The organism is Rhodocytophaga rosea, from assembly GCF_010119975.1.
Classification (GTDB): Bacteria; Bacteroidota; Bacteroidia; order Cytophagales; family 172606-1; genus Rhodocytophaga; species Rhodocytophaga rosea.
Genome location: NZ_CP048222.1, coordinates 8,716,610 through 8,733,843, shown reverse-complemented (window position 1 = coordinate 8,733,843; position 17,234 = coordinate 8,716,610). Strand labels below are relative to the sequence as shown.

The window sequence follows — 17,234 nt, the reverse complement described above, 5'->3', positions numbered from 1 at the left end:
CAGCGAATGCTTGTGTTTAGGTTGTGATAGGAATAGGCCGCTGGTTGGTCGAAACCAGGGTTAGCTATATTATTTTTCGTTCATAATTTCCTTCAATTCCTTAATCTTCCAATCTTTATTTTCTTTCACAAACAGGTCTATCATAGCCGTGTGACTAGAGCCGGCTAAAACCATTACTCGTTCATCTGAATCGGAAGTATATTTTTGAATCAATGACCACATATACAAATTTCTTTTGTACCACTCTGATGTCAGGAAGACACCATTAAAGTCATCTGTAGAACCCGCCAAGGAAAATATATTGATGTGAAGGTCATTGGAGGCATGTCGCATCTCTTTTGTGTTCATAGCAAAGGTGAGTTCTTTCAGGGAAGCGCCAGATTCAATCATATTATCAAAACCTGATGTGAAGTGAGCAATGGATTTTTCGATTTGCTCTTTGAGCTTAAGTTGATTATTTGATTCAATATCATGCATAACCTCCTGATAAGGGAATTGCGTTTCGGGGTAATCTATTCCATACACTTTGTCTAAATTATTCCCTTTGGCAACCCTAAAAGCCAATTGAAAGATTTCGTTTTTTAAATAAAAATCAGAAAGACTATCATTGGTGAAATAGTTGTTTTCTTTATACAGCCTATATAGAGAATCTAGTTTGCTTTGCTCCTTAAAGGGCCACTCTACAAATACTTTGGTAGGATTGTATTTTTTGATACTTGAAGAAATCCCTTCCAGTTCAAGTTGTGACTGCTCACTTAAAATATCGAATGATTTTGTTTTTGCTACATCAGCCCCCGGATTATTGTAGTGAAAAGTTCCTATCAAAAGAATTTCCTTTGTAGGGTCTACATGAGTGATGGTTGTATTTTCATCTTTATATTCCTGTTTACAACAAATAAGAATGCTTACTAATAAAATTGGAGTTAATCTGATTTTCATTGTTTCTTAATTATCGCTAATCTTTAGATTAGCTCAATATAACAAAACAAAGAGATTGATACAATAAAAACCATTGTTGTAACATTTGTGGGTAAGTGGGTAACTCTTGTAAAGCTTTAGGGTGAGCAGAGTTATCCATCTTATCCACAAATAGGCAGCCGGAGCACTATGCGCTAATAAGGCGAGAAGGTCCTATGGTCCGATTCAGTCCGGCAGCCTTTTATTGTGAGAAAGTATCATATAGATTTTCGGGGTCCGGCCCCAGTATCAAGGTTTAGATGGATGTCTCACTATTATTTTCACGCGTATGAACACTTATCCCTATGTAGTAGGCACGGATGTGGCCAAGGAGAGTTTAGATGTATGTCTGATCCGGGTAGCTGATAAACAGCTTTGCTATCAGAAATTTAATAACAACATGCAAGGCTTCCAAAAAATGAAGCAGTGGCTAAAGCAGTATGGGTGTGAATTGGAAATAGATACCCTTTTTTGTATGGAGCATACCGGATTGTACACACGTAGACTAGTTCATTATCTGATGAGCAGAGGGGTAGCTGTCTGGCTGGAAACGCCTTTGCAGATCAAGCGAAGCATTGGTTTGGCAAGAGGCAAAGATGACAAGATTGACTCAGAACGCATTGCTAAATATGCTTTTCTGCATCAGGATAAAGCTGTTCTTGTCAACTTAAGTGGGTTGACCATAGAAAAACTCAAAGATTTACAGGCCAATAGAAACCGGCTCAAGAAAGCCTTACACTCTATTAAAACCACCGTCAAAGAAATGCTATCGGTGGATGAAACTTCAGGCAAAACCCTCGAGCGGATCAACAAGGAGGCCATTAAAGGGCTGGAAAAGAGCTTAGAGCAGGTGGAAGAAAAGATGAGTGAGTTCATCGAGCAAGATGGGGAATTAAAGAAAAAGTATGACTTAGTCACCTCCATTAAAGGGGTAGGCAAGGTTCTAGCCATTACTCTGCTTGTCTATACGCAAGGCTTTACCAAGATGGAAGATGGGAGAAAACTGGCCTGCTATTGTGGAGTAGCTCCTTTTGAATACCGAAGTGGCACAAGCGTATATGGAAAAACAGGTGTCTCCAAATTTGCCAACAAAGAACTCAAACGAATCTTGTATCTGGTCTCCATGAGTAGTATCCAATACAATCATGAGTTTAAAGCTTATTTTAAGCGAAAGGTAGAGGAAGGCAAGCCAAAAATGTCGGTGTTAAATGCGATCCAAAATAAGCTTTTACATCAGATTGTAGCCGTTGTCAAAAGGGGCACTCCGTATGTTGAAAAATTGGATAAAATATAGTCAAAAACACTTGACTTACTCATAGATTTCGGAGCAAACCTCCTCACAAACTGGTCGTTCAGCTTTGCCTTGAGGTGAGGCAAGGCCGCTTGTCATGGAAGTGGTGGTAGTGGTTGGTAGTTATAGTCTACAATTATTGTCAGTTTACAGAATTACAAAGTGTAACCAATTTCCCAAATGTGTCCAAAGGGGTCTTTCAGTTTTCCGATTCTCCAATCTTCTTCGGTAGTCATTGGACAAATTTGGGTCGCACCAAACTTTATTGCCTTTTCAAATAATTCGTCAGCATTTTTGGTATGTAAAATTATTCTGACTGGGCTACTTGATTTTAATGCCGGGCTTAGATTTTCATTATGAGGTTCCTCGTCACCTACATAAAACTCTGCTTTGTCAATTTCAATTACAGATGATATTTTCTGGTCAGGCATTTCAAATCTTTTAGTCTCAATAGCTCCAAAAGAGGACACATAAAAGTCAACAGCTTTCCTAGCATTGTGTACGGTCAAAAAAGGTTTGACGGTTGTGATATTATTCTCTGTCATAAATAGTTAATGGTATCTCTTAGTTGTTTTGAAACTCTCTTAATATGTAGTGTATGTTGTGTCATTGTACAATAACCGCTAACGGGCCAAAGCTTCTCGCATACCAGTCCCGCTGCAGTGGAGCCCTGAGATAAAGAAGGGCTGGTTGGCGAACGAAGCTGGCGTTAGTGGCATAGCCTTACTTGGCTCAAATCTATATAGTTGCAAGCTCAATTTAAGTCAATCTTCAGCGTAACGTGAACCAAAAGAAAAATAAACTGATTGCTAAGAATATCAGGCCAAATCCTCGGATAGTGCCATGCGTCCACATGGGATTGGTATGATCAATCCTTAATCCTTGTAAACTTTTTATATATTCATTAAATCTGAGTACTGATTCAGGCAAAATAATTGACAATAAACCATACAAGCCAAATAAACCTATTATTGTGTAGCTTATTATCTTTTCATGGATTTTCATAAATCGTTAATTTTTTGCTAGTGCCTAATGGCCCACAAACTCTCGCATACCGTGCCTTTGTGTTGAGCCCTGAGCTGAGAATAGGCCGGTTGACGGTCGAGTTAAGTGTTCTCAGCTGTCTTTTTTTGTTATTATAAGTTTGTTATTGAATAGTATACTTTATTTCATGGGTTTCCCCACCAATGAGTTGAAAAGCCGGATTAGAGAATCCTCCCGGAAAAGATATAGTTAACGTATAATTCCCTTGTAGTAGTTTCCTTGAATATTTTCCTTTATTATCAGGATGGTCAATAGCTAAGACAGTACTTTGATCTTCCAAGGAATAAATATATATACTCACATTCTCATAGTTATTACTGTTATTGCTTGCACTGATAAATTGAATTTTCAAGGTGCCTGTAAAGTTTTCAATTTCAGTCTTCTTACAATTTGTAAACAGTAATGTTAGGCAAAGAAAAAGGAGTAATAATTTCAATGGTTTCATAAATCTGATTGAATACTCAAAAGTGCTTTTATTTATCATTATTATATGTAATCTATTATTTGATGATTATACTTTAACAATTTGATTTGTAACCCCAAAAAACTCCTTTATTAATAGCTGAGAATGGAACAAAAATCCTCGCAAACCAAGCTCTTTGTGTTGGAGCCTTGAGGTGAGGAAAGGCTGGTTGTCGATGGATTTGGTGTTAGCATGCGTTCATTTTATATGTCTGTATTCCTAAAATTATATTGACGACTGTTGCCTGCTCGAACAAAGCCTACGTTATAATCTGAGTGAAAAACAATACTGAAAGCATCAAATTCCTCGGCGTTCTCTACCTTATTCTTAACTTTTTCTGCTATCTGTAATCCTAAATTACTTAATTCCTTATCATCTTCAGGCAGGTGTTGCCCATTCTTGATGTGAACCACTATATAATAAGAAGTCTGATCATTATGTGCAGATACGGTGGATTGTATTTGAACATTCTCAAATTGATTCATTTCCTTTATTTGTTCGATGAGCAAAGGTACTTCAATGGTAAACTTAGGTTGTTTTATCTCAGGGATGGAACAACCTGTAAGCCATAGAAATACAATAATTCCTAAAGGCGTGTAGAGTTTTCTCATAGATTACTGTTTTTATTTTTATGCATGCTAACATGTGGCTAAACGCAACCACTTCACTTATTGCGTTTAGCTGCCAATATAAGAAAATAAACGCACCTCTTTTATCAACTTCGGTTGTTTGTCGCCTGATTAATCTATCCGCATACAAAGCCTGCCTTTACTCTCCCAATTATTCTTACATGTACATAAAATGGAGTGGTTTATTACCTTTTTAGGTACATTATTCTCATACAAGCCAGCTATTAGTATTCTTTTTATATATATTATAAAGGCTGCCTTTATTCGAATACTCCTTTACAGCGTACATAGCAAGGCTGAAACCGTACACAGGCTTGCTGAATCTGTACAATGCCATGCTGACCGTGTACACTGGCTTGCTGATGGAGTGCATAAGCTTGTAAAAAGTGTGCACAGATAAACTTGTTTAATGCAGACCCTTGCTGACTGGGTACACAGCTATGCTGAAACTGTACACAGGCTTGCTGAATTTATACACAGGCTTGCTAGTTGTGTGCAAAGCTTTGCTGAACGTATGCACAGGTTTGCTGACCTTGTGCAATGCCATGCTGATCGTGTGCATAGGCTTGCTGAACGTATTCACAGGCTTACTGACCGTGTACACAGCTTCCCCGAATGCTTACAAACCTACTCTGTTTTTGTACATGGGCTACCTGAGTAAGTGCTTTCTCTTGCTGAACGCGACAGGAAACTAAACTGGTATGTTACCTTACCCGCCTGTATACTTTATAAGTAATATTTTGTATAGATATACATTACTTGTTTGCCAGCTGCAAAAAGTATGGCTATATCTGCCAGGCATACACCCAACTTTGCCGGGCTTATATACATAGCTATTATAAACTGTAATTATCTTCCGGCATATATTCTGCTTTGTTTTACCCAAGCTTTCAATCATATGGCCCATTCAGAACAATCTTTTGGAAAAAAACTCCGCAATGCACAGGACATTATCACTTTTGTACAAGGGTTTACTAACTATGCGCCTCCACGTACCCAGGAAACCCTGGTAGCCATGCAAACCCTGCTTACCAGTGTTATTTCTGCCAACGCCACAGAAGCCACCAACCGGCAGCAATACCGCGCAGCTGTAGATGCGCGCACCACGGCTTTCAGCAAAGGAACCAATTCTATTTCTAAACTGATTGTAGCGATCCGGGCAGCCGTAGATGCCCAGTATGGAAAAAATTCTGCCGAATCTTCTTCCATACAATCTATCCTCCGTACCATCCGGGCAGGAAAATCTGTATCCACACCGTCAAAAACGGAAGGAGAGGAGGCAGCGCAGGCGGTAAGCCGTTCACAGCGTTCGTACGGCTCGCAAACCCAGTTATTCAATAATCTGGTAAATACACTTAACCAACTCCCAGGCTATAATCCTTCAAACCCAGCTATTAAAATTGCCGCTTTGCAAACTTTTGTTACCCAGCTTACCACGCTCAATAATGCCGTGGCACAAAAGTTTGCCGCCCTGCAATCGGCACGTGCCAACCGTATGGTACTCTATACTGACCTCAACGACCGCACGCAGCGTGTAAAATCCTACGTAAAGTCTCAGTATGGCCAGGTATCTAATGAATACAAACTCATTAAGGGCATTTCTGCCTGATTAAACAATTTTAAATGGGTTGCAGAACTTTTGGCAGGCCTATATTGCATAGCGATGGGGTTCAAAACCCATCTCTACGGATACAATGGCTATAACTCCGTAACCTGCTACGGCTGATACCTGCTCACTATTACCGCTGCCTACTAACAAATGACCGCTTACCATTTACGTATGACTAGATATTGCATTTTCCTGTTTGCCAGCTTCCTGTATGCGGTGCAAGTGCAGGCACAGCACACCCTGATGTTAGGCGTGCAAACAGATTTGGGGGCCCCGGTAAACCAGTATGCCGGAGGGAAAAATATATTACGGTCGCATGCCTTATCCTATCATTTCCAGCAATCCCTTTCTCTGCAATATCAGCTCTGGAACCGCATAGGTCTGGAAGCAGGGGTGGCACAGAATGCAGAGAAGTGGCGCATGAAAGACAAAGACTTTGAAGAGCGGCATCCCGGTTTTGTGGTAGACCTCCGCAACAGAAGCCATTATTACTCTTATTTTGCGAATCTCCGCCTCTTGCAACCCTTGTCGCCAGCTACTAATCTATACATCCAGGGAGGCTATGTATGGAACCAGGCAGGCAATAAGTCGCTATCTGAAACTAGATTGTTTGTGATGGACAATGAAAATGTAACGGCTACTTCCGTATACAATCCTAATGTAGCCTCCATACAGGCCGAAGCTGGCTTTCAGTTTCCCGGAGAAACTCATACGTTTTCCATCGGGGTTAAATTTAATACCGGCCGGGGAAATCTTTTGCAGGGTTCTTACCTGATCGAAAACCAGGATGGCACCATCCGGCAGGATGCATACACTTCCAAAGGATCGTTTATCGGATTAACTGCCAGGTATGCCTTTGTATTGATGCACCGCGATAAGAAAATAAAGCCTGTTAAACCAGCAGTGCCTCCATCACCAGTTATTGTACAAACGCCTGCGCCGCCACCACCTAAGGAAACACCCAAACAGGTGGCAGGACGGGATTTGCAGGTTACTCATTCCGTAACGGTTACCAAAAAGAAAGTGATCGTGAAAGTATGGGACCACCAGACCGTAGATGGCGACCGTGTATCGCTGAATTTGAATGGCAAATGGGTACTGGAAAACTATACCCTGGATAAGAAAGCTCATATCATGGAAATAGAACTCAATCCAGGTAAAAACATCTTTGTGCTGCATGCGCTCAACTTAGGTACCATCAAACCCAATACAGCTGCCATTATTATCGACGATGGCACCAATGTAAATCAGATCGTGCTGGAATCTACCCTGGAAACCAGCGGAACCATTGAAGTTACTTTAAAATAGGCATTAGTACTCTAATAAATACATATACAATCTTTTTCATTGTTAAAGAAGCCGATAGGAGAGCTTATTCTGTTAAACTATTCACTTCTTTCTTCTAACTACCGACAAGCTATGCATATCAAGGCATCTTACCGAATGATCATTATTCTACTGGTGAGTACTTTTTCTTCCTGCCAGAAGAAAGAACTCGTATTAAATCTGGTAGAAACAGCCTGTAAAGACTTTAAAATTCATTCGCCTACCTTCCAGTGGATCACAGATCCTTCCTGTGGTACTACAGGAACCAAAGGAAGCATACAGGTTAGCTTCGGCTTCGATGGAGATAATGATTGTATCAATCAGATCAACATACAACCGGGTTTTTATAAGGCCGATAACAGCGAGATTCCCAACATAGCCTTCCCGGCCACCCTCCAGACGACTGATCCGGTGGTCACCCTGGAAAATCAGATCATTACGTTCACCTTTGCCTTTGAATTCGCTACCCCTGCAGATGCAGATGCGCTCAACCATTTGTACTTTAAGCTCTCTACCCAGAATGAATTAGGGAATAAAAGTAAAAACCTGGAGTTACGTATCAACGGAGCCTGTTCAACCGTAAACCCAAGTACTTATAAAGTGGTAAAAGAAGTAACGGTAAATACAGAAACTGCCCAGATCACCCTCAAAGACGATGCTACCGAAGACGGCGATATTGTGTCGATCTACCTGAACGGAAAATGGGTACTGGAAAACTATGTGCTCACCAACGCAGGCGAGACTTTTACCTTTCCTGTAAATAAAGGCGATAACCACCTGGTTTTATTTGCAGTGAATGAGGGAAAAGTAGGCCCCAATACCGTTTCGCTATCCATCAATGGCACCGATATTAATATCTCTCCCGACCTCCTGACCGGAGAAGCGCTGAACATTAAAAGATTCTAATCGAATATTACTGTCAGCTTCCAGTAAAAACCAGGAAAAGGAAATTTCAGCTCATTTCTTTCTGTACAGGCACAGCGATACAAGTGTATACCTAACATATGATCTGTATATGTGCTTGTATGGCATATACCACTTTTTGTATCAAGCCAGCCATTTATGTGCAGCTGTTTAATTGATGATACTAGAGGGGTAAATTACCAGGGAAGCTGATATTGGAAAATGAATCTATATAGGTGAAGCAGATTAGCCGGTCACTAATTTTTTCAATTGCTCATCCACAATTCTTAATACATGGATAAAAAAATAAGCTTTTGAAGGGTTCTCTTTGTAGTCCTGAAGAATTTTATTTTTAATGGCAGTTAATTCTTTTCTGCTCTTATTCTTAATGGCATAGGCAAAATTATTTACTACTAATATCACCCGTTGTTCGCAGATCAGCTTATCTTCTGTGAATAATTGACCATTGGCCAGATTAAAAGAGATAAGTCTGTCGATAGATGAAGGTACTTTCATTTGAAAAGAGACGATGATTTTTGAAAAAAAGTGATATAAAATTACACCTATATTACACGCAAAGTAACAGTAAAAATACTGATTTAGCAATACCCGTAGTTATTCATATGTGCTTTTTATGAAAAATATACAACAACTTCATTGAATGATAATAAAAGGTAACAATAGGTTTAAGTAGTATATCCCATCAATTGGGTGAGGGCATTCTGTGGGTAAATAGCTAATTTGAAAACTATATATCCTAAACCTAACCTCCCTATGAACCAACGCATTATACGATTTCTGTTTTTACTATTGTTGATTTTCATTTCTGTAGAAATATGGGCTGCCAAGCCGCCTGCCTATGCCATTGAAGAGGTGAATGTGGTTCCGATGACACACGAAGGTGTAATTAATAATCAGACAGTAATCATAGAAGATGGCTACATCAAGCGCATAGGAGATGCAAAGAAAGTAAAAATTCCGGCAAATGCGATCCGCATCAATGCCAGAGGAAAATACCTGATGCCCGGCCTAACAGATATGCATGTACATTTATTCTCCGACTCAGACTTTCCGGCTCAATATGCGCCCGATGAATTAAATGTGATGCTGGCAAATGGAGTTACCACCAACCGGATCATGAGCGGCAATCCGAATCATATGGAGCTTCGCAAAAAGATCACGAACAAAGAAATTACAGGCCCGGTACTTTTTATTGCCAGTCCCGAACTGGCCGGCAGAGCCTATTATAAAGGCTTCAAAGGGATTGTGGTAGAAACACCAGAGCAGGCGGTGCATGCAGTAAAGCAGTGCAAACAGCAAGGATATGATTTTATTAAACTCACCGAAGATATAACAGTTCCAGTGTATGATGCCATTATTAAAACGGCGAAAGCAGAAAATATCAGAGTTGTGGGGCACATTGGCAAACAGGTAAAACTCAAGCGAGCCCTGGATGCCGGCCAGCAGATAGAACACCTGGATGAGTACATGGAGGCCCTGCTCAAACCAGATGCCCCCAATGATGGAAAAAGTGTATCCGGGTATGGTATATGGCAGCCCAAAGCCTGGGAAACCATGGATTATGTGGATGAACAAAAGATTCCGGAAATAGTACAGGCTACCAAACAGGCCGGAGTGTATAATACACCTACCAGTGCATTCCTGCATCTGGCATTCGGATATGCGATGGATGAAACTAAACTGGGCACCAAACAAGACGCACGCTTTATTCCTTCGTCAGAAATCGAAACATGGCGTAATGCGAAAGAGCGGTATCATACAATTATGGCTTCAGAAGAAAGACGGATGAAGTTTATAGCTGTCCGGAATAAACTCATCAAAGCGATGCATGAGGCAGGTTGTAAACTGATGGCAGGCTCTGATACACCTTCTTGGTTGCTTGGGTACGGCTTTACCTTACACCGTGAACTGGAGCATTTTGTACAAGCAGGTCTTTCTCCTTATGCCTCCCTCCAGACAGCGACTACAATACCAGCAGAATATCTGGGCGTACTTTCTACAACTGGTACCATAGAAGCCGGGAAAAAAGCAGAACTTGTTCTCCTGGATGCCAATCCGCTGGAGAATATTTCCAACACACAAAAGATCAATGGCGTGATGAGCCATGGAAGATGGCACAATCAGCAGCAACTCAAGGACATGCTCGATCAGTCGGCAAAAGTTTTCAAATAGATCTTTTATAAATAAGGCATGAAAATAAAAGCGAGGGAATACAACTCCTTCGCTTTTATTTTTTATTTTGGCTTCGGTATTTTTCACTTCATTCAAAGAGTACTTACATTTCTGAAACCTGGGCCACGTATATCGTGCCTGGGATATATGTTTTTATTTACAGCCACATTCATCTTATGGAAAATATACAGTTACAATTAAATGAAGCTGGCAGAGGCGCTTTTGTAGTCGAAGAAAACGGAGAACGTCTGGCGGAAATGGCGATTGGAATGATGGGAGGTAATATGGTGATTTACCACACCGAAGTTTCTGATAAACTGGCTGGTAAAGGCGTAGCGAAGCAATTGCTGACAAATGCTGTCTCTTATGCCCGGGATCATCATATTAAGATTATTGCCCTTTGTCCATATGTTCATGCACAGTTTACTAAGAACCCAGACCAGTATGCGGATGTCTGGAATAAGAATTACAGATCTTGATGTATATAAGTAGTACACTTAAGGTAGATTAAGTGTTTTTCTTAATCTACCTTATTGGAACCGGCTATCATGCCTGTGTATCTTTGTAATGTTATTTGAGAGCAACATAAGAATTAATTATACAGACACTTACTCTTTCACCCTAAACACTTTTAACTATGGCTACCGAAAATATTGCAACGACCAAATGGAAAATTGACCCCGCACACAGTGAAATACAGTTTAAGGTAAAACACCTGATGATCACCAATGTTACCGGCTACTTCGAAAAATTCGACCTGGAAGTTGAAACGGAAGGCGATAATTTTACCAAAGCAAAAAGCATTGTATTTACCGCCAATGTTGATACCATCAATACTAACAACCAGCAACGGGATACACACCTGAAGTCCGCGGATTTTTTTGATGCGGCCAACCATGCTCAACTCCGCTTTGTAGGCAAACAATTCGAGCCATCTGGTGAAGACTATCTCTTGCATGGAGATTTAACTATACGGGGCATTACCAAACCCATTACTGTAAAAGTAGAAGCTGCCGGTACTGTCGTAGATCCTTACGGCCAGACCAAAGCCGGATTTACGGTTGAAGGAAAAATCCGCCGGAAAGAATTTGGTTTAACATGGGATGCAGTAACAGAAGCAGGCAGTGTAGTTGTAAGCGACGAAATCAGAATACATTGTGAAATCCAGCTGGTAAAACAAGCCTGATCAAACCGACCCCGGTTTAATTTAAATATATCCTATCAGGCTTGCAGGAAGTTACTGTAAGCCTGAATCTTCACAGCTTTTACTGGCATAAATTATATGAAAACTAGAATAATCCGGGCACAAGAACGGGGCAGGAAAGATATTGGCTGGCTGAAAAGCAATTTTACTTTTAGCTTTTCCAGTTATTACAATCCTGAAAATAATGGTTTTGAATTATTGAAAACATTCAACGACGACTATGTAACGCCGGGAAATGGCTTTGGTGTTCATCCGCATATGAATATGGAAATAATTTCAGTGATGCTGGCTGGAAAGATGAACCATAAAGATAGTATGGGCTACTCTGAAGTAGTAGAAAAGGATTGGGTACAGATTATGAGTGCCGGAAGCGGACTCCGCCACGAAGAACACAATGTGGGCTCAGAGGAGGTGAATTTTTTGCAGATTTGGATTGAGCCCAAACTACAGAATATTATTCCCCGGTATCAGCGGCGGTATTTTCCGGAAGAGAAACGCAGGAATCATCTCACGACCATTGTAAGTTATGAAGAAGGACAGTCTCATTGCTGGATCAATCAGAATGCAAAACTTTCTGTAGGCTTTTTTGATACCGGACAAGAAATTGAATATACATTCAACCCTGTTAATAAAAGTGTGTTCGTTTTCAATATAAGTGGAAAACAGCTGATAGCAGGAAATGAAATCAATCCCAGAGATGCCATTGGCCTGTGGGAAACGGCCCAGGTGAATATCAGGTGTGCCACCGAAAGCCGGTTTATCATTATAGAAACACCTGTTAACCATTAAATTCGAAGATCATGGAAGATAAAATATTAGGCTTGCATCATATAACAGCTATTGCTGGCAATGCCAAACGCAATTTTGATTTTTATACCAAAGTGTTAGGTTTACGCTTCATTAAAAAAACAGTTAATTTCGACGATCCACATACGTATCATTTCTATTTTGGAGATGAGAAAGGTTCAGCAGGCACCATTCTGACATTCTTTCCCTGGGAAGGGATAACTCCAGGCAGAAGAGGTACCCGGATGGCTACCGAAATTGGTTATTCCGTTCCTGAAAATAGCTTTGATTTCTGGGTGAAGCGTTTCGAAGCCAATAATGTAACTTACAATAAACCATCTGAGAAGTTTGGAGAACCTTATCTGACTTTCCTTGATCCGGATGGATTAAAACTGGAATTAATCGCTTCTAAAACCGGAGATAAACGCATGCCCTGGGAAACAGCTGAAGTAAAAGGAGAGGTAGCAACCAGAGGTTTTCATAATGTTACCTTAACCTTGCAAAATATGAAAGCTACTGCCGATATTCTTACGGATATTTTTGGTTACAAACTGATTGACCAGCAGGTAAACCGCTTTCGTTTTGCCACAGACGCCGTAGAAAGTGCAGCTATTATAGATATAGTGGAAGTTCCGGGAGAGAAACAAGGCATGCAGGCAGGAGGTACAGTTCACCATGTGGCTTTCCGTGTAAAAGATGATGCGGCTCAAATGAAGTTCAGGCAACTTATACTGAGCAAAGGACACCAGATCACCCCGCAAATTGACCGTAATTATTTTCACTCCTTGTATTTCCGGGAGCCTGGAGGTGTATTATTTGAGATAGCTACCGATAACCCCGGATTTATGGTAGATGAATCTTTAGAAGAACTGGGAACGAATTTAAAACTTCCTGCTCAATACGAATCTATGCGTGCTGAGATAGAAAACCACCTGGTGAAATTATAATTGATTGTGGAGAGAATTGAACTTCTGAAAGCTATGCATAAAAAACAAATCATACAGGCCGGAAAAGATATAAAGGATGCAAAAAAGGTATTAATTATGCTGCATGGCAGAGGGGCATCTGCAGAAGATATACTTTCAATAGCCTCCTATCTGAAAGTGAATGACTTTGCTATACTTGCCCCACAGGCCACCAATTATACCTGGTATCCGTATTCTTTTCTCATGCCTCCCAAGCAGAATGAACCCTGGCTTTCCTCAGCTATAGAGGTGTTAAAGGAAATTGTAAAGGATATAAATGAGCAGGGAATATCATCAGCGCATATTTATTTTCTCGGTTTTTCGCAAGGGGCCTGTTTAACCCTGGAGTTTGTAGCCAGACATGCAACCCGGTGGGGCGGGGCCGTTGCATTTACAGGCGGATTAATTGGGGATAAAATCTATCCGGAGAATTACAGCGGAGACTTTAATGACACTCCTGTATTTATTGGTACCAGCGATCCCGATCCGCATGTACCGGTAGAGAGAGTGGAGGAATCTGTACAGGTTTTAGAGAGAATGCATGCACAGGTTACCAAAAAAGTATACAAAAACATGGGCCACACCATCAGCCAGGATGAAATAGACCAGGTCAATAAGCTTATCTTTAAAGATTAAATAGCCTGATATGAGTATCAATAGTTTTCAAACCCATACTTACTCGTAGCAGAAATAATATTGATGTAATACAACTTATTTCTTCCCTAATCAGTAATTGAACTTCTAAGCCGTAAAGTGGCTATACAGAAGTTCAATTATTTTTTTGTGCTTATTCTATCGAACAATCCCTTTTGAATAATCCGTATACAATCTTAATACCGAATACTCACTACTAAATACTGAGCTAAACTTATGAAAGCAGTAATTTTTGACATGGATGGTACGGTAGTAGACACCACCAGAATTGAATATGATGCCTGGAAGCAGATGTTTGATGAACAACAGGTTGACTTTCCTTATGATGAATATATTGGGGTGCTGGGTGCCAAAGGTTCGGAAATTATAAAAGAGCGGATAGATATCAGTGATGAGCAAATTGAGGAACTACTGGAGAAAAAGGAAACCTATTTAAAACAATTAGTTGAAAAAAATGGCCTTCAGTTGATTCCGGATGTAGAAAAAGTAATGCAGGAGTGTCGAAAGTTGAATCTGAAAATGGCTCTGGCTACTGGTTCCAGCCAGGAAAAACTTGATTTTATTCTGGCACTCTTCCAGATACGCCAGTATTTCGATGCCTTTGTTACCGCCGATGATGTAAAAAATGGCAAGCCAGATCCGGAAGTATTTTTGAAAGCAGCGCAAAAGTTGAATGTGCCTCCGCAGGAATGTGTGGTGATGGAAGATGCCACCAATGGCGTAGAAGCGGCCAAAAACGCAAATATGAGTTGCATTGCCATTACTTCCACCAGAGGAAAAGACCAGTTAAAACAAGCAGATCTGGTTATTAATCACTATAAAGAACTGTCGATGGAGGAGTTTTTACTGCAACGGCCAAAGAATAGCTAAATGCATCAACTTTTTCTGCGGGAATGCGTCTACGCTGGAAGTTATAATCTTTAACCACTATGAGAAAAGAAGAATTTGATGTCCTCAAAGACAAAATTAAAGACATTCGGTTTGCCATGCTCACTACTGTTGAGCAAGACGATGACCTCCGCAGCCGCCCAATGGCCACCCACGACATGGATGATGATGGCACTATTTGGTTTTTTACCCAGGACGATTCAGCGAAAGTCCGGGAGATTCAGCGCAACGATAAAGTAAGCCTTTCTTATACAGATATTGGGTCTGAAACGTATGTTTCAGCTGCCGGAAAAGCTGAACTGGTGAAAGACCAGGCAAAAATCAATGAACTCTGGAATAATTATCTCAAAGCCTGGTTTCCGGAAGGAAAAACTGATCCCAGAATTGCTCTGTTAAAAGTTACGCTGCATCAGGCCGAATACTGGGACAGGCCAGGCGGAAAAATGGTAAAGTTATTCCAGGTAGCTAAAGCCATTGTTACCGGAGAACAAGACCAGGGTGGCAGAAACGAGAAATTAGGAACACATTAATAATCGAATTGAAAGCAGGTATCAATAGCCTGCTTTTTTTACGAACAGTATAATTGCTTCAAAAACATAGTAAAAAGTATTAAAAAGATAGTTTTTACTTCCTGCACCATACCTTTTACTACAAAATCCGGATTAATTCTTCTTCGAATACATTTAATAATACCTATTATATGACAGATTCTTTGCCTGGGATATAGAAGCTGTCAGTAATAGACTATAATTAAATACTTAAAAGTATTAATATAATTCAATCAGCCATCTATTGAATTCTTTTCTGAAACAATAACTATGTGATGAAGATCAAGAGGTACAAACAAAATATTTTTAACTGCCAGTTTGTATTTTCTTTTTGTTTGTTCAATATATTTTTCTGATGAAATGATGGTAAATAGTACCTCACCAGTGCGGGTTAATATAATTACTCATTTGCTGGCTACTCAATAAAGCCTTAATATTGTAGCTGTTTGTGTTAATTCTGTTCACGGTATCAATAATTATATATCCGAATATATTAGCTGACGTACCGGATCATCTTTTACTTACTTATCGCCTTGCATGAGAATATTACTGATTCATAATAAATACCAGCAAAAAGGAGGGGAAGATGTGGTGTTTGGCGCAGAAGGCGAGTTGATGGCAAGTCATGGGCATACGGTAGAAAGGCTGCTATTCGATAATTCTCAAATCAAATCGGCGAAAGATGTAATTCTCTCCGGCATCGGAAGTGTATACAATGTACAAAGCGCTAACCGGGTAGATGCCGTAATCCGGTTTTTTCAGCCAGATATTATTCATGTACATAATTTTTTTCCGCTTGCTTCACCGGCTGTTTTTTTTGTAGCAGCCAAATTTGGTGTTCCCGTTATTGTAACCCTGCATAATTACAGACTGATTTGCCCAAGTTATTCGCTGTATTATGATGGAAAGATTTATGAAAAGAGTATACATAAAGTTTTTCCGATTGATGCTATATTAAAAGGAGTATACCGAGAATCTAAAATTCAGACGGCTTCCACCGTACTCATGACCGGAATACATAAACTAACCGGCACCTGGAAAAATAAAGTAGACAGGTATATTGTCCTCACTGAGTTTGCAAAAAATAAATTTCTGGATTCTTCTTTACAGGTTCCGACTGAGCAGTTAATTGTAAAGCCAAACTTCACCGATGATCTGGGCATAGGAGAGGAGCAGCGGGAGAACTTTTTCCTGTTTATTGGAAGATTAACCGGGGAAAAAGGCATTCAAACCGTATTGGATGCAGCCGCCACCGGAAAGTTTACACTTAAAATTATTGGGGATGGCCCTTTAAAGGAAACGGTGGAAAGTTATGCGGCCAGGTATCCCAATATCTTATATGCAGGCTTTCAGCAAAAGCCTTTTATCATCAGCGAATTAAAAAAATGCAGGGCTTTAGTTTTCCCCTCTGTCTGGTACGAAGGCTTCCCCATGACGATTCTCGAAGCTTTTTCTACAGGCACCCCGGTTATTACCTCTAAACTGGGAGGTATGGCCGAGATTGTGGATGATTTGCAAAACGGCTTACATTTTCTGCCGGGCAACAGTGCTGATCTGGTAGATAAAATACAGGTACTTTCAGCCGATGCCAAACTTTCTATACAATTAGGCAAACAGGCGAGGCAGGATTATCTGGATAAATATACGCCGGAAAAGAATTATACCCTGCTTTTATCTATTTATGAGCAGGCCATCGCTGCAAAAAAGCACAAACAACCTGCTTAAGAAGCCTATTTAAGCATTTGCATCTTCTTTGCCGGATGTTTTAGATATA

At 40.3% G+C, this 17,234-nt stretch carries 19 protein-coding genes; 14 read left to right on the top strand and 5 right to left on the bottom strand.

Annotated features, from left to right (window positions below):
• Positions 1-69: 69 nt before the first annotated feature.
• Positions 70-939: a DUF5694 domain-containing protein gene (locus GXP67_RS35775; RefSeq protein WP_162447577.1), complete on the bottom strand. Its 870-nt coding sequence runs from the start codon at positions 937-939 to the stop codon at positions 70-72.
• 307 nt (positions 940-1,246) lie between these two features.
• Between GXP67_RS35775 and GXP67_RS35770 the strand changes: the two genes are divergently transcribed.
• On the top strand, positions 1,247-2,251 hold the full coding sequence (locus tag GXP67_RS35770; RefSeq protein ID WP_162447576.1) for an IS110 family RNA-guided transposase: 1,005 nt from the start codon (positions 1,247-1,249) through the stop codon (positions 2,249-2,251).
• 152 nt (positions 2,252-2,403) lie between these two features.
• On the opposite strand, the gene GXP67_RS35765 is transcribed toward GXP67_RS35770, so the two are convergent.
• The 3 genes from GXP67_RS35765 to GXP67_RS35755 form a co-directional block, all read right to left on the bottom strand.
• Positions 2,404-2,793: a VOC family protein gene (locus GXP67_RS35765; protein ID WP_162447575.1), complete on the bottom strand. Its 390-nt coding sequence runs from the start codon at positions 2,791-2,793 to the stop codon at positions 2,404-2,406.
• Positions 2,794-3,395: 602 nt separating this feature from the next.
• Positions 3,396-3,644: a hypothetical protein gene (locus GXP67_RS35760; protein ID WP_162447574.1), complete on the bottom strand. Its 249-nt coding sequence runs from the start codon at positions 3,642-3,644 to the stop codon at positions 3,396-3,398.
• Between the two features lie 314 nt (positions 3,645-3,958).
• A complete protein-coding gene (locus GXP67_RS35755; protein WP_162447573.1) occupies positions 3,959-4,366 on the bottom strand; it encodes a hypothetical protein in 408 nt (135 codons plus the stop codon).
• Positions 4,367-4,824: 458 nt separating this feature from the next.
• On the opposite strand from GXP67_RS35755, the gene GXP67_RS35750 reads away from it, so the two are divergent.
• The 4 genes from GXP67_RS35750 to GXP67_RS35735 all read left to right on the top strand — a co-directional run bounded on the left by GXP67_RS35750 (position 4,825) and on the right by GXP67_RS35735 (position 8,225).
• Positions 4,825-5,079, top strand: coding sequence for a hypothetical protein (locus GXP67_RS35750; RefSeq protein ID WP_162447572.1), 255 nt, complete (start codon positions 4,825-4,827; stop codon positions 5,077-5,079).
• A gap of 203 nt (positions 5,080-5,282) precedes the next feature.
• Complete coding sequence (locus tag GXP67_RS35745) at positions 5,283-5,993, top strand: hypothetical protein (RefSeq protein WP_162447571.1); 711 nt, start codon at positions 5,283-5,285, stop codon at positions 5,991-5,993.
• A 171-nt stretch (positions 5,994-6,164) separates the two neighbouring features.
• Entirely contained in the window at positions 6,165-7,301 is a 1,137-nt protein-coding gene (locus GXP67_RS35740) for a hypothetical protein (RefSeq protein WP_162447570.1), read from the top strand.
• A gap of 111 nt (positions 7,302-7,412) precedes the next feature.
• Positions 7,413-8,225 carry a hypothetical protein gene (locus GXP67_RS35735; protein WP_162447569.1) on the top strand — a complete coding sequence of 271 codons (813 nt, stop codon included), beginning with the start codon at positions 7,413-7,415 and terminating at the stop codon, positions 8,223-8,225.
• A gap of 243 nt (positions 8,226-8,468) precedes the next feature.
• Here GXP67_RS35735 and GXP67_RS35730 read toward each other — a convergent pair whose 3' ends face one another.
• Complete coding sequence (locus GXP67_RS35730; protein WP_162447568.1) at positions 8,469-8,738, bottom strand: hypothetical protein; 270 nt, start codon at positions 8,736-8,738, stop codon at positions 8,469-8,471.
• A gap of 258 nt (positions 8,739-8,996) precedes the next feature.
• On the opposite strand from GXP67_RS35730, the gene GXP67_RS35725 reads away from it, so the two are divergent.
• The 9 genes from GXP67_RS35725 (at position 8,997) to GXP67_RS35685 (ending at position 17,185) form a co-directional block, all read left to right on the top strand.
• Positions 8,997-10,415, top strand: coding sequence for an amidohydrolase family protein (locus GXP67_RS35725; protein ID WP_162447567.1), 1,419 nt, complete (start codon positions 8,997-8,999; stop codon positions 10,413-10,415).
• 176 nt (positions 10,416-10,591) lie between these two features.
• Positions 10,592-10,894 carry a GNAT family N-acetyltransferase gene (locus tag GXP67_RS35720; RefSeq protein ID WP_162447566.1) on the top strand — a complete coding sequence of 101 codons (303 nt, stop codon included), beginning with the start codon at positions 10,592-10,594 and terminating at the stop codon, positions 10,892-10,894.
• A 158-nt stretch (positions 10,895-11,052) separates the two neighbouring features.
• Positions 11,053-11,601, top strand: coding sequence for a YceI family protein (locus GXP67_RS35715; RefSeq protein ID WP_232064790.1), 549 nt, complete (start codon positions 11,053-11,055; stop codon positions 11,599-11,601).
• 96 nt (positions 11,602-11,697) lie between these two features.
• Positions 11,698-12,408: a pirin family protein gene (locus GXP67_RS35710; protein WP_162447565.1), complete on the top strand. Its 711-nt coding sequence runs from the start codon at positions 11,698-11,700 to the stop codon at positions 12,406-12,408.
• 11 nt (positions 12,409-12,419) lie between these two features.
• Positions 12,420-13,352 (top strand): ring-cleaving dioxygenase, encoded by a 933-nt coding sequence (locus tag GXP67_RS35705; RefSeq protein ID WP_162447564.1) that lies wholly within the window; start codon positions 12,420-12,422, stop codon positions 13,350-13,352.
• A 33-nt stretch (positions 13,353-13,385) separates the two neighbouring features.
• Positions 13,386-14,006: an alpha/beta hydrolase gene (locus GXP67_RS35700; RefSeq protein ID WP_162447563.1), complete on the top strand. Its 621-nt coding sequence runs from the start codon at positions 13,386-13,388 to the stop codon at positions 14,004-14,006.
• Positions 14,007-14,240: 234 nt separating this feature from the next.
• Positions 14,241-14,894 (top strand): HAD family hydrolase, encoded by a 654-nt coding sequence (locus GXP67_RS35695; RefSeq protein ID WP_162447562.1) that lies wholly within the window; start codon positions 14,241-14,243, stop codon positions 14,892-14,894.
• A gap of 59 nt (positions 14,895-14,953) precedes the next feature.
• Positions 14,954-15,442 (top strand): pyridoxamine 5'-phosphate oxidase family protein, encoded by a 489-nt coding sequence (locus GXP67_RS35690; RefSeq protein WP_162447561.1) that lies wholly within the window; start codon positions 14,954-14,956, stop codon positions 15,440-15,442.
• Positions 15,443-15,997: 555 nt separating this feature from the next.
• Positions 15,998-17,185 carry a glycosyltransferase family 4 protein gene (locus GXP67_RS35685; RefSeq protein ID WP_162447560.1) on the top strand — a complete coding sequence of 396 codons (1,188 nt, stop codon included), beginning with the start codon at positions 15,998-16,000 and terminating at the stop codon, positions 17,183-17,185.
• The last annotated feature ends 49 nt before the right edge of the window (positions 17,186-17,234 follow it).

Bases quoted from the DNA above. Each gene is read 5' to 3' on its own strand.
- GXP67_RS35730 (WP_162447568.1), bottom strand. From the start codon at position 8,738: ATGAAAGTACCTTCATCTATCGACAGACTTATCTCTTTTAATCTGGCC.
- GXP67_RS35690 (WP_162447561.1), top strand. From the start codon at position 14,954: ATGAGAAAAGAAGAATTTGATGTCCTCAAAGACAAAATTAAAGACATT.
- GXP67_RS35710 (WP_162447565.1), top strand. From the start codon at position 11,698: ATGAAAACTAGAATAATCCGGGCACAAGAACGGGGCAGGAAAGATATT.
- GXP67_RS35725 (WP_162447567.1), top strand. From the start codon at position 8,997: ATGAACCAACGCATTATACGATTTCTGTTTTTACTATTGTTGATTTTC.
- GXP67_RS35685 (WP_162447560.1), top strand. From the start codon at position 15,998: ATGAGAATATTACTGATTCATAATAAATACCAGCAAAAAGGAGGGGAA.
- GXP67_RS35765 (WP_162447575.1), bottom strand. From the start codon at position 2,793: ATGACAGAGAATAATATCACAACCGTCAAACCTTTTTTGACCGTACAC.
- GXP67_RS35705 (WP_162447564.1), top strand. From the start codon at position 12,420: ATGGAAGATAAAATATTAGGCTTGCATCATATAACAGCTATTGCTGGC.
- GXP67_RS35755 (WP_162447573.1), bottom strand. From the start codon at position 4,366: ATGAGAAAACTCTACACGCCTTTAGGAATTATTGTATTTCTATGGCTT.
- GXP67_RS35700 (WP_162447563.1), top strand. From the start codon at position 13,386: ATGCATAAAAAACAAATCATACAGGCCGGAAAAGATATAAAGGATGCA.
- GXP67_RS35720 (WP_162447566.1), top strand. From the start codon at position 10,592: ATGGAAAATATACAGTTACAATTAAATGAAGCTGGCAGAGGCGCTTTT.
- GXP67_RS35735 (WP_162447569.1), top strand. From the start codon at position 7,413: ATGCATATCAAGGCATCTTACCGAATGATCATTATTCTACTGGTGAGT.
- GXP67_RS35740 (WP_162447570.1), top strand. From the start codon at position 6,165: ATGACTAGATATTGCATTTTCCTGTTTGCCAGCTTCCTGTATGCGGTG.
- GXP67_RS35715 (WP_232064790.1), top strand. From the start codon at position 11,053: ATGGCTACCGAAAATATTGCAACGACCAAATGGAAAATTGACCCCGCA.
- GXP67_RS35745 (WP_162447571.1), top strand. From the start codon at position 5,283: ATGGCCCATTCAGAACAATCTTTTGGAAAAAAACTCCGCAATGCACAG.
- GXP67_RS35775 (WP_162447577.1), bottom strand. From the start codon at position 939: ATGAAAATCAGATTAACTCCAATTTTATTAGTAAGCATTCTTATTTGT.
- GXP67_RS35770 (WP_162447576.1), top strand. From the start codon at position 1,247: ATGAACACTTATCCCTATGTAGTAGGCACGGATGTGGCCAAGGAGAGT.
- GXP67_RS35695 (WP_162447562.1), top strand. From the start codon at position 14,241: ATGAAAGCAGTAATTTTTGACATGGATGGTACGGTAGTAGACACCACC.
- GXP67_RS35750 (WP_162447572.1), top strand. From the start codon at position 4,825: ATGCTGAAACTGTACACAGGCTTGCTGAATTTATACACAGGCTTGCTA.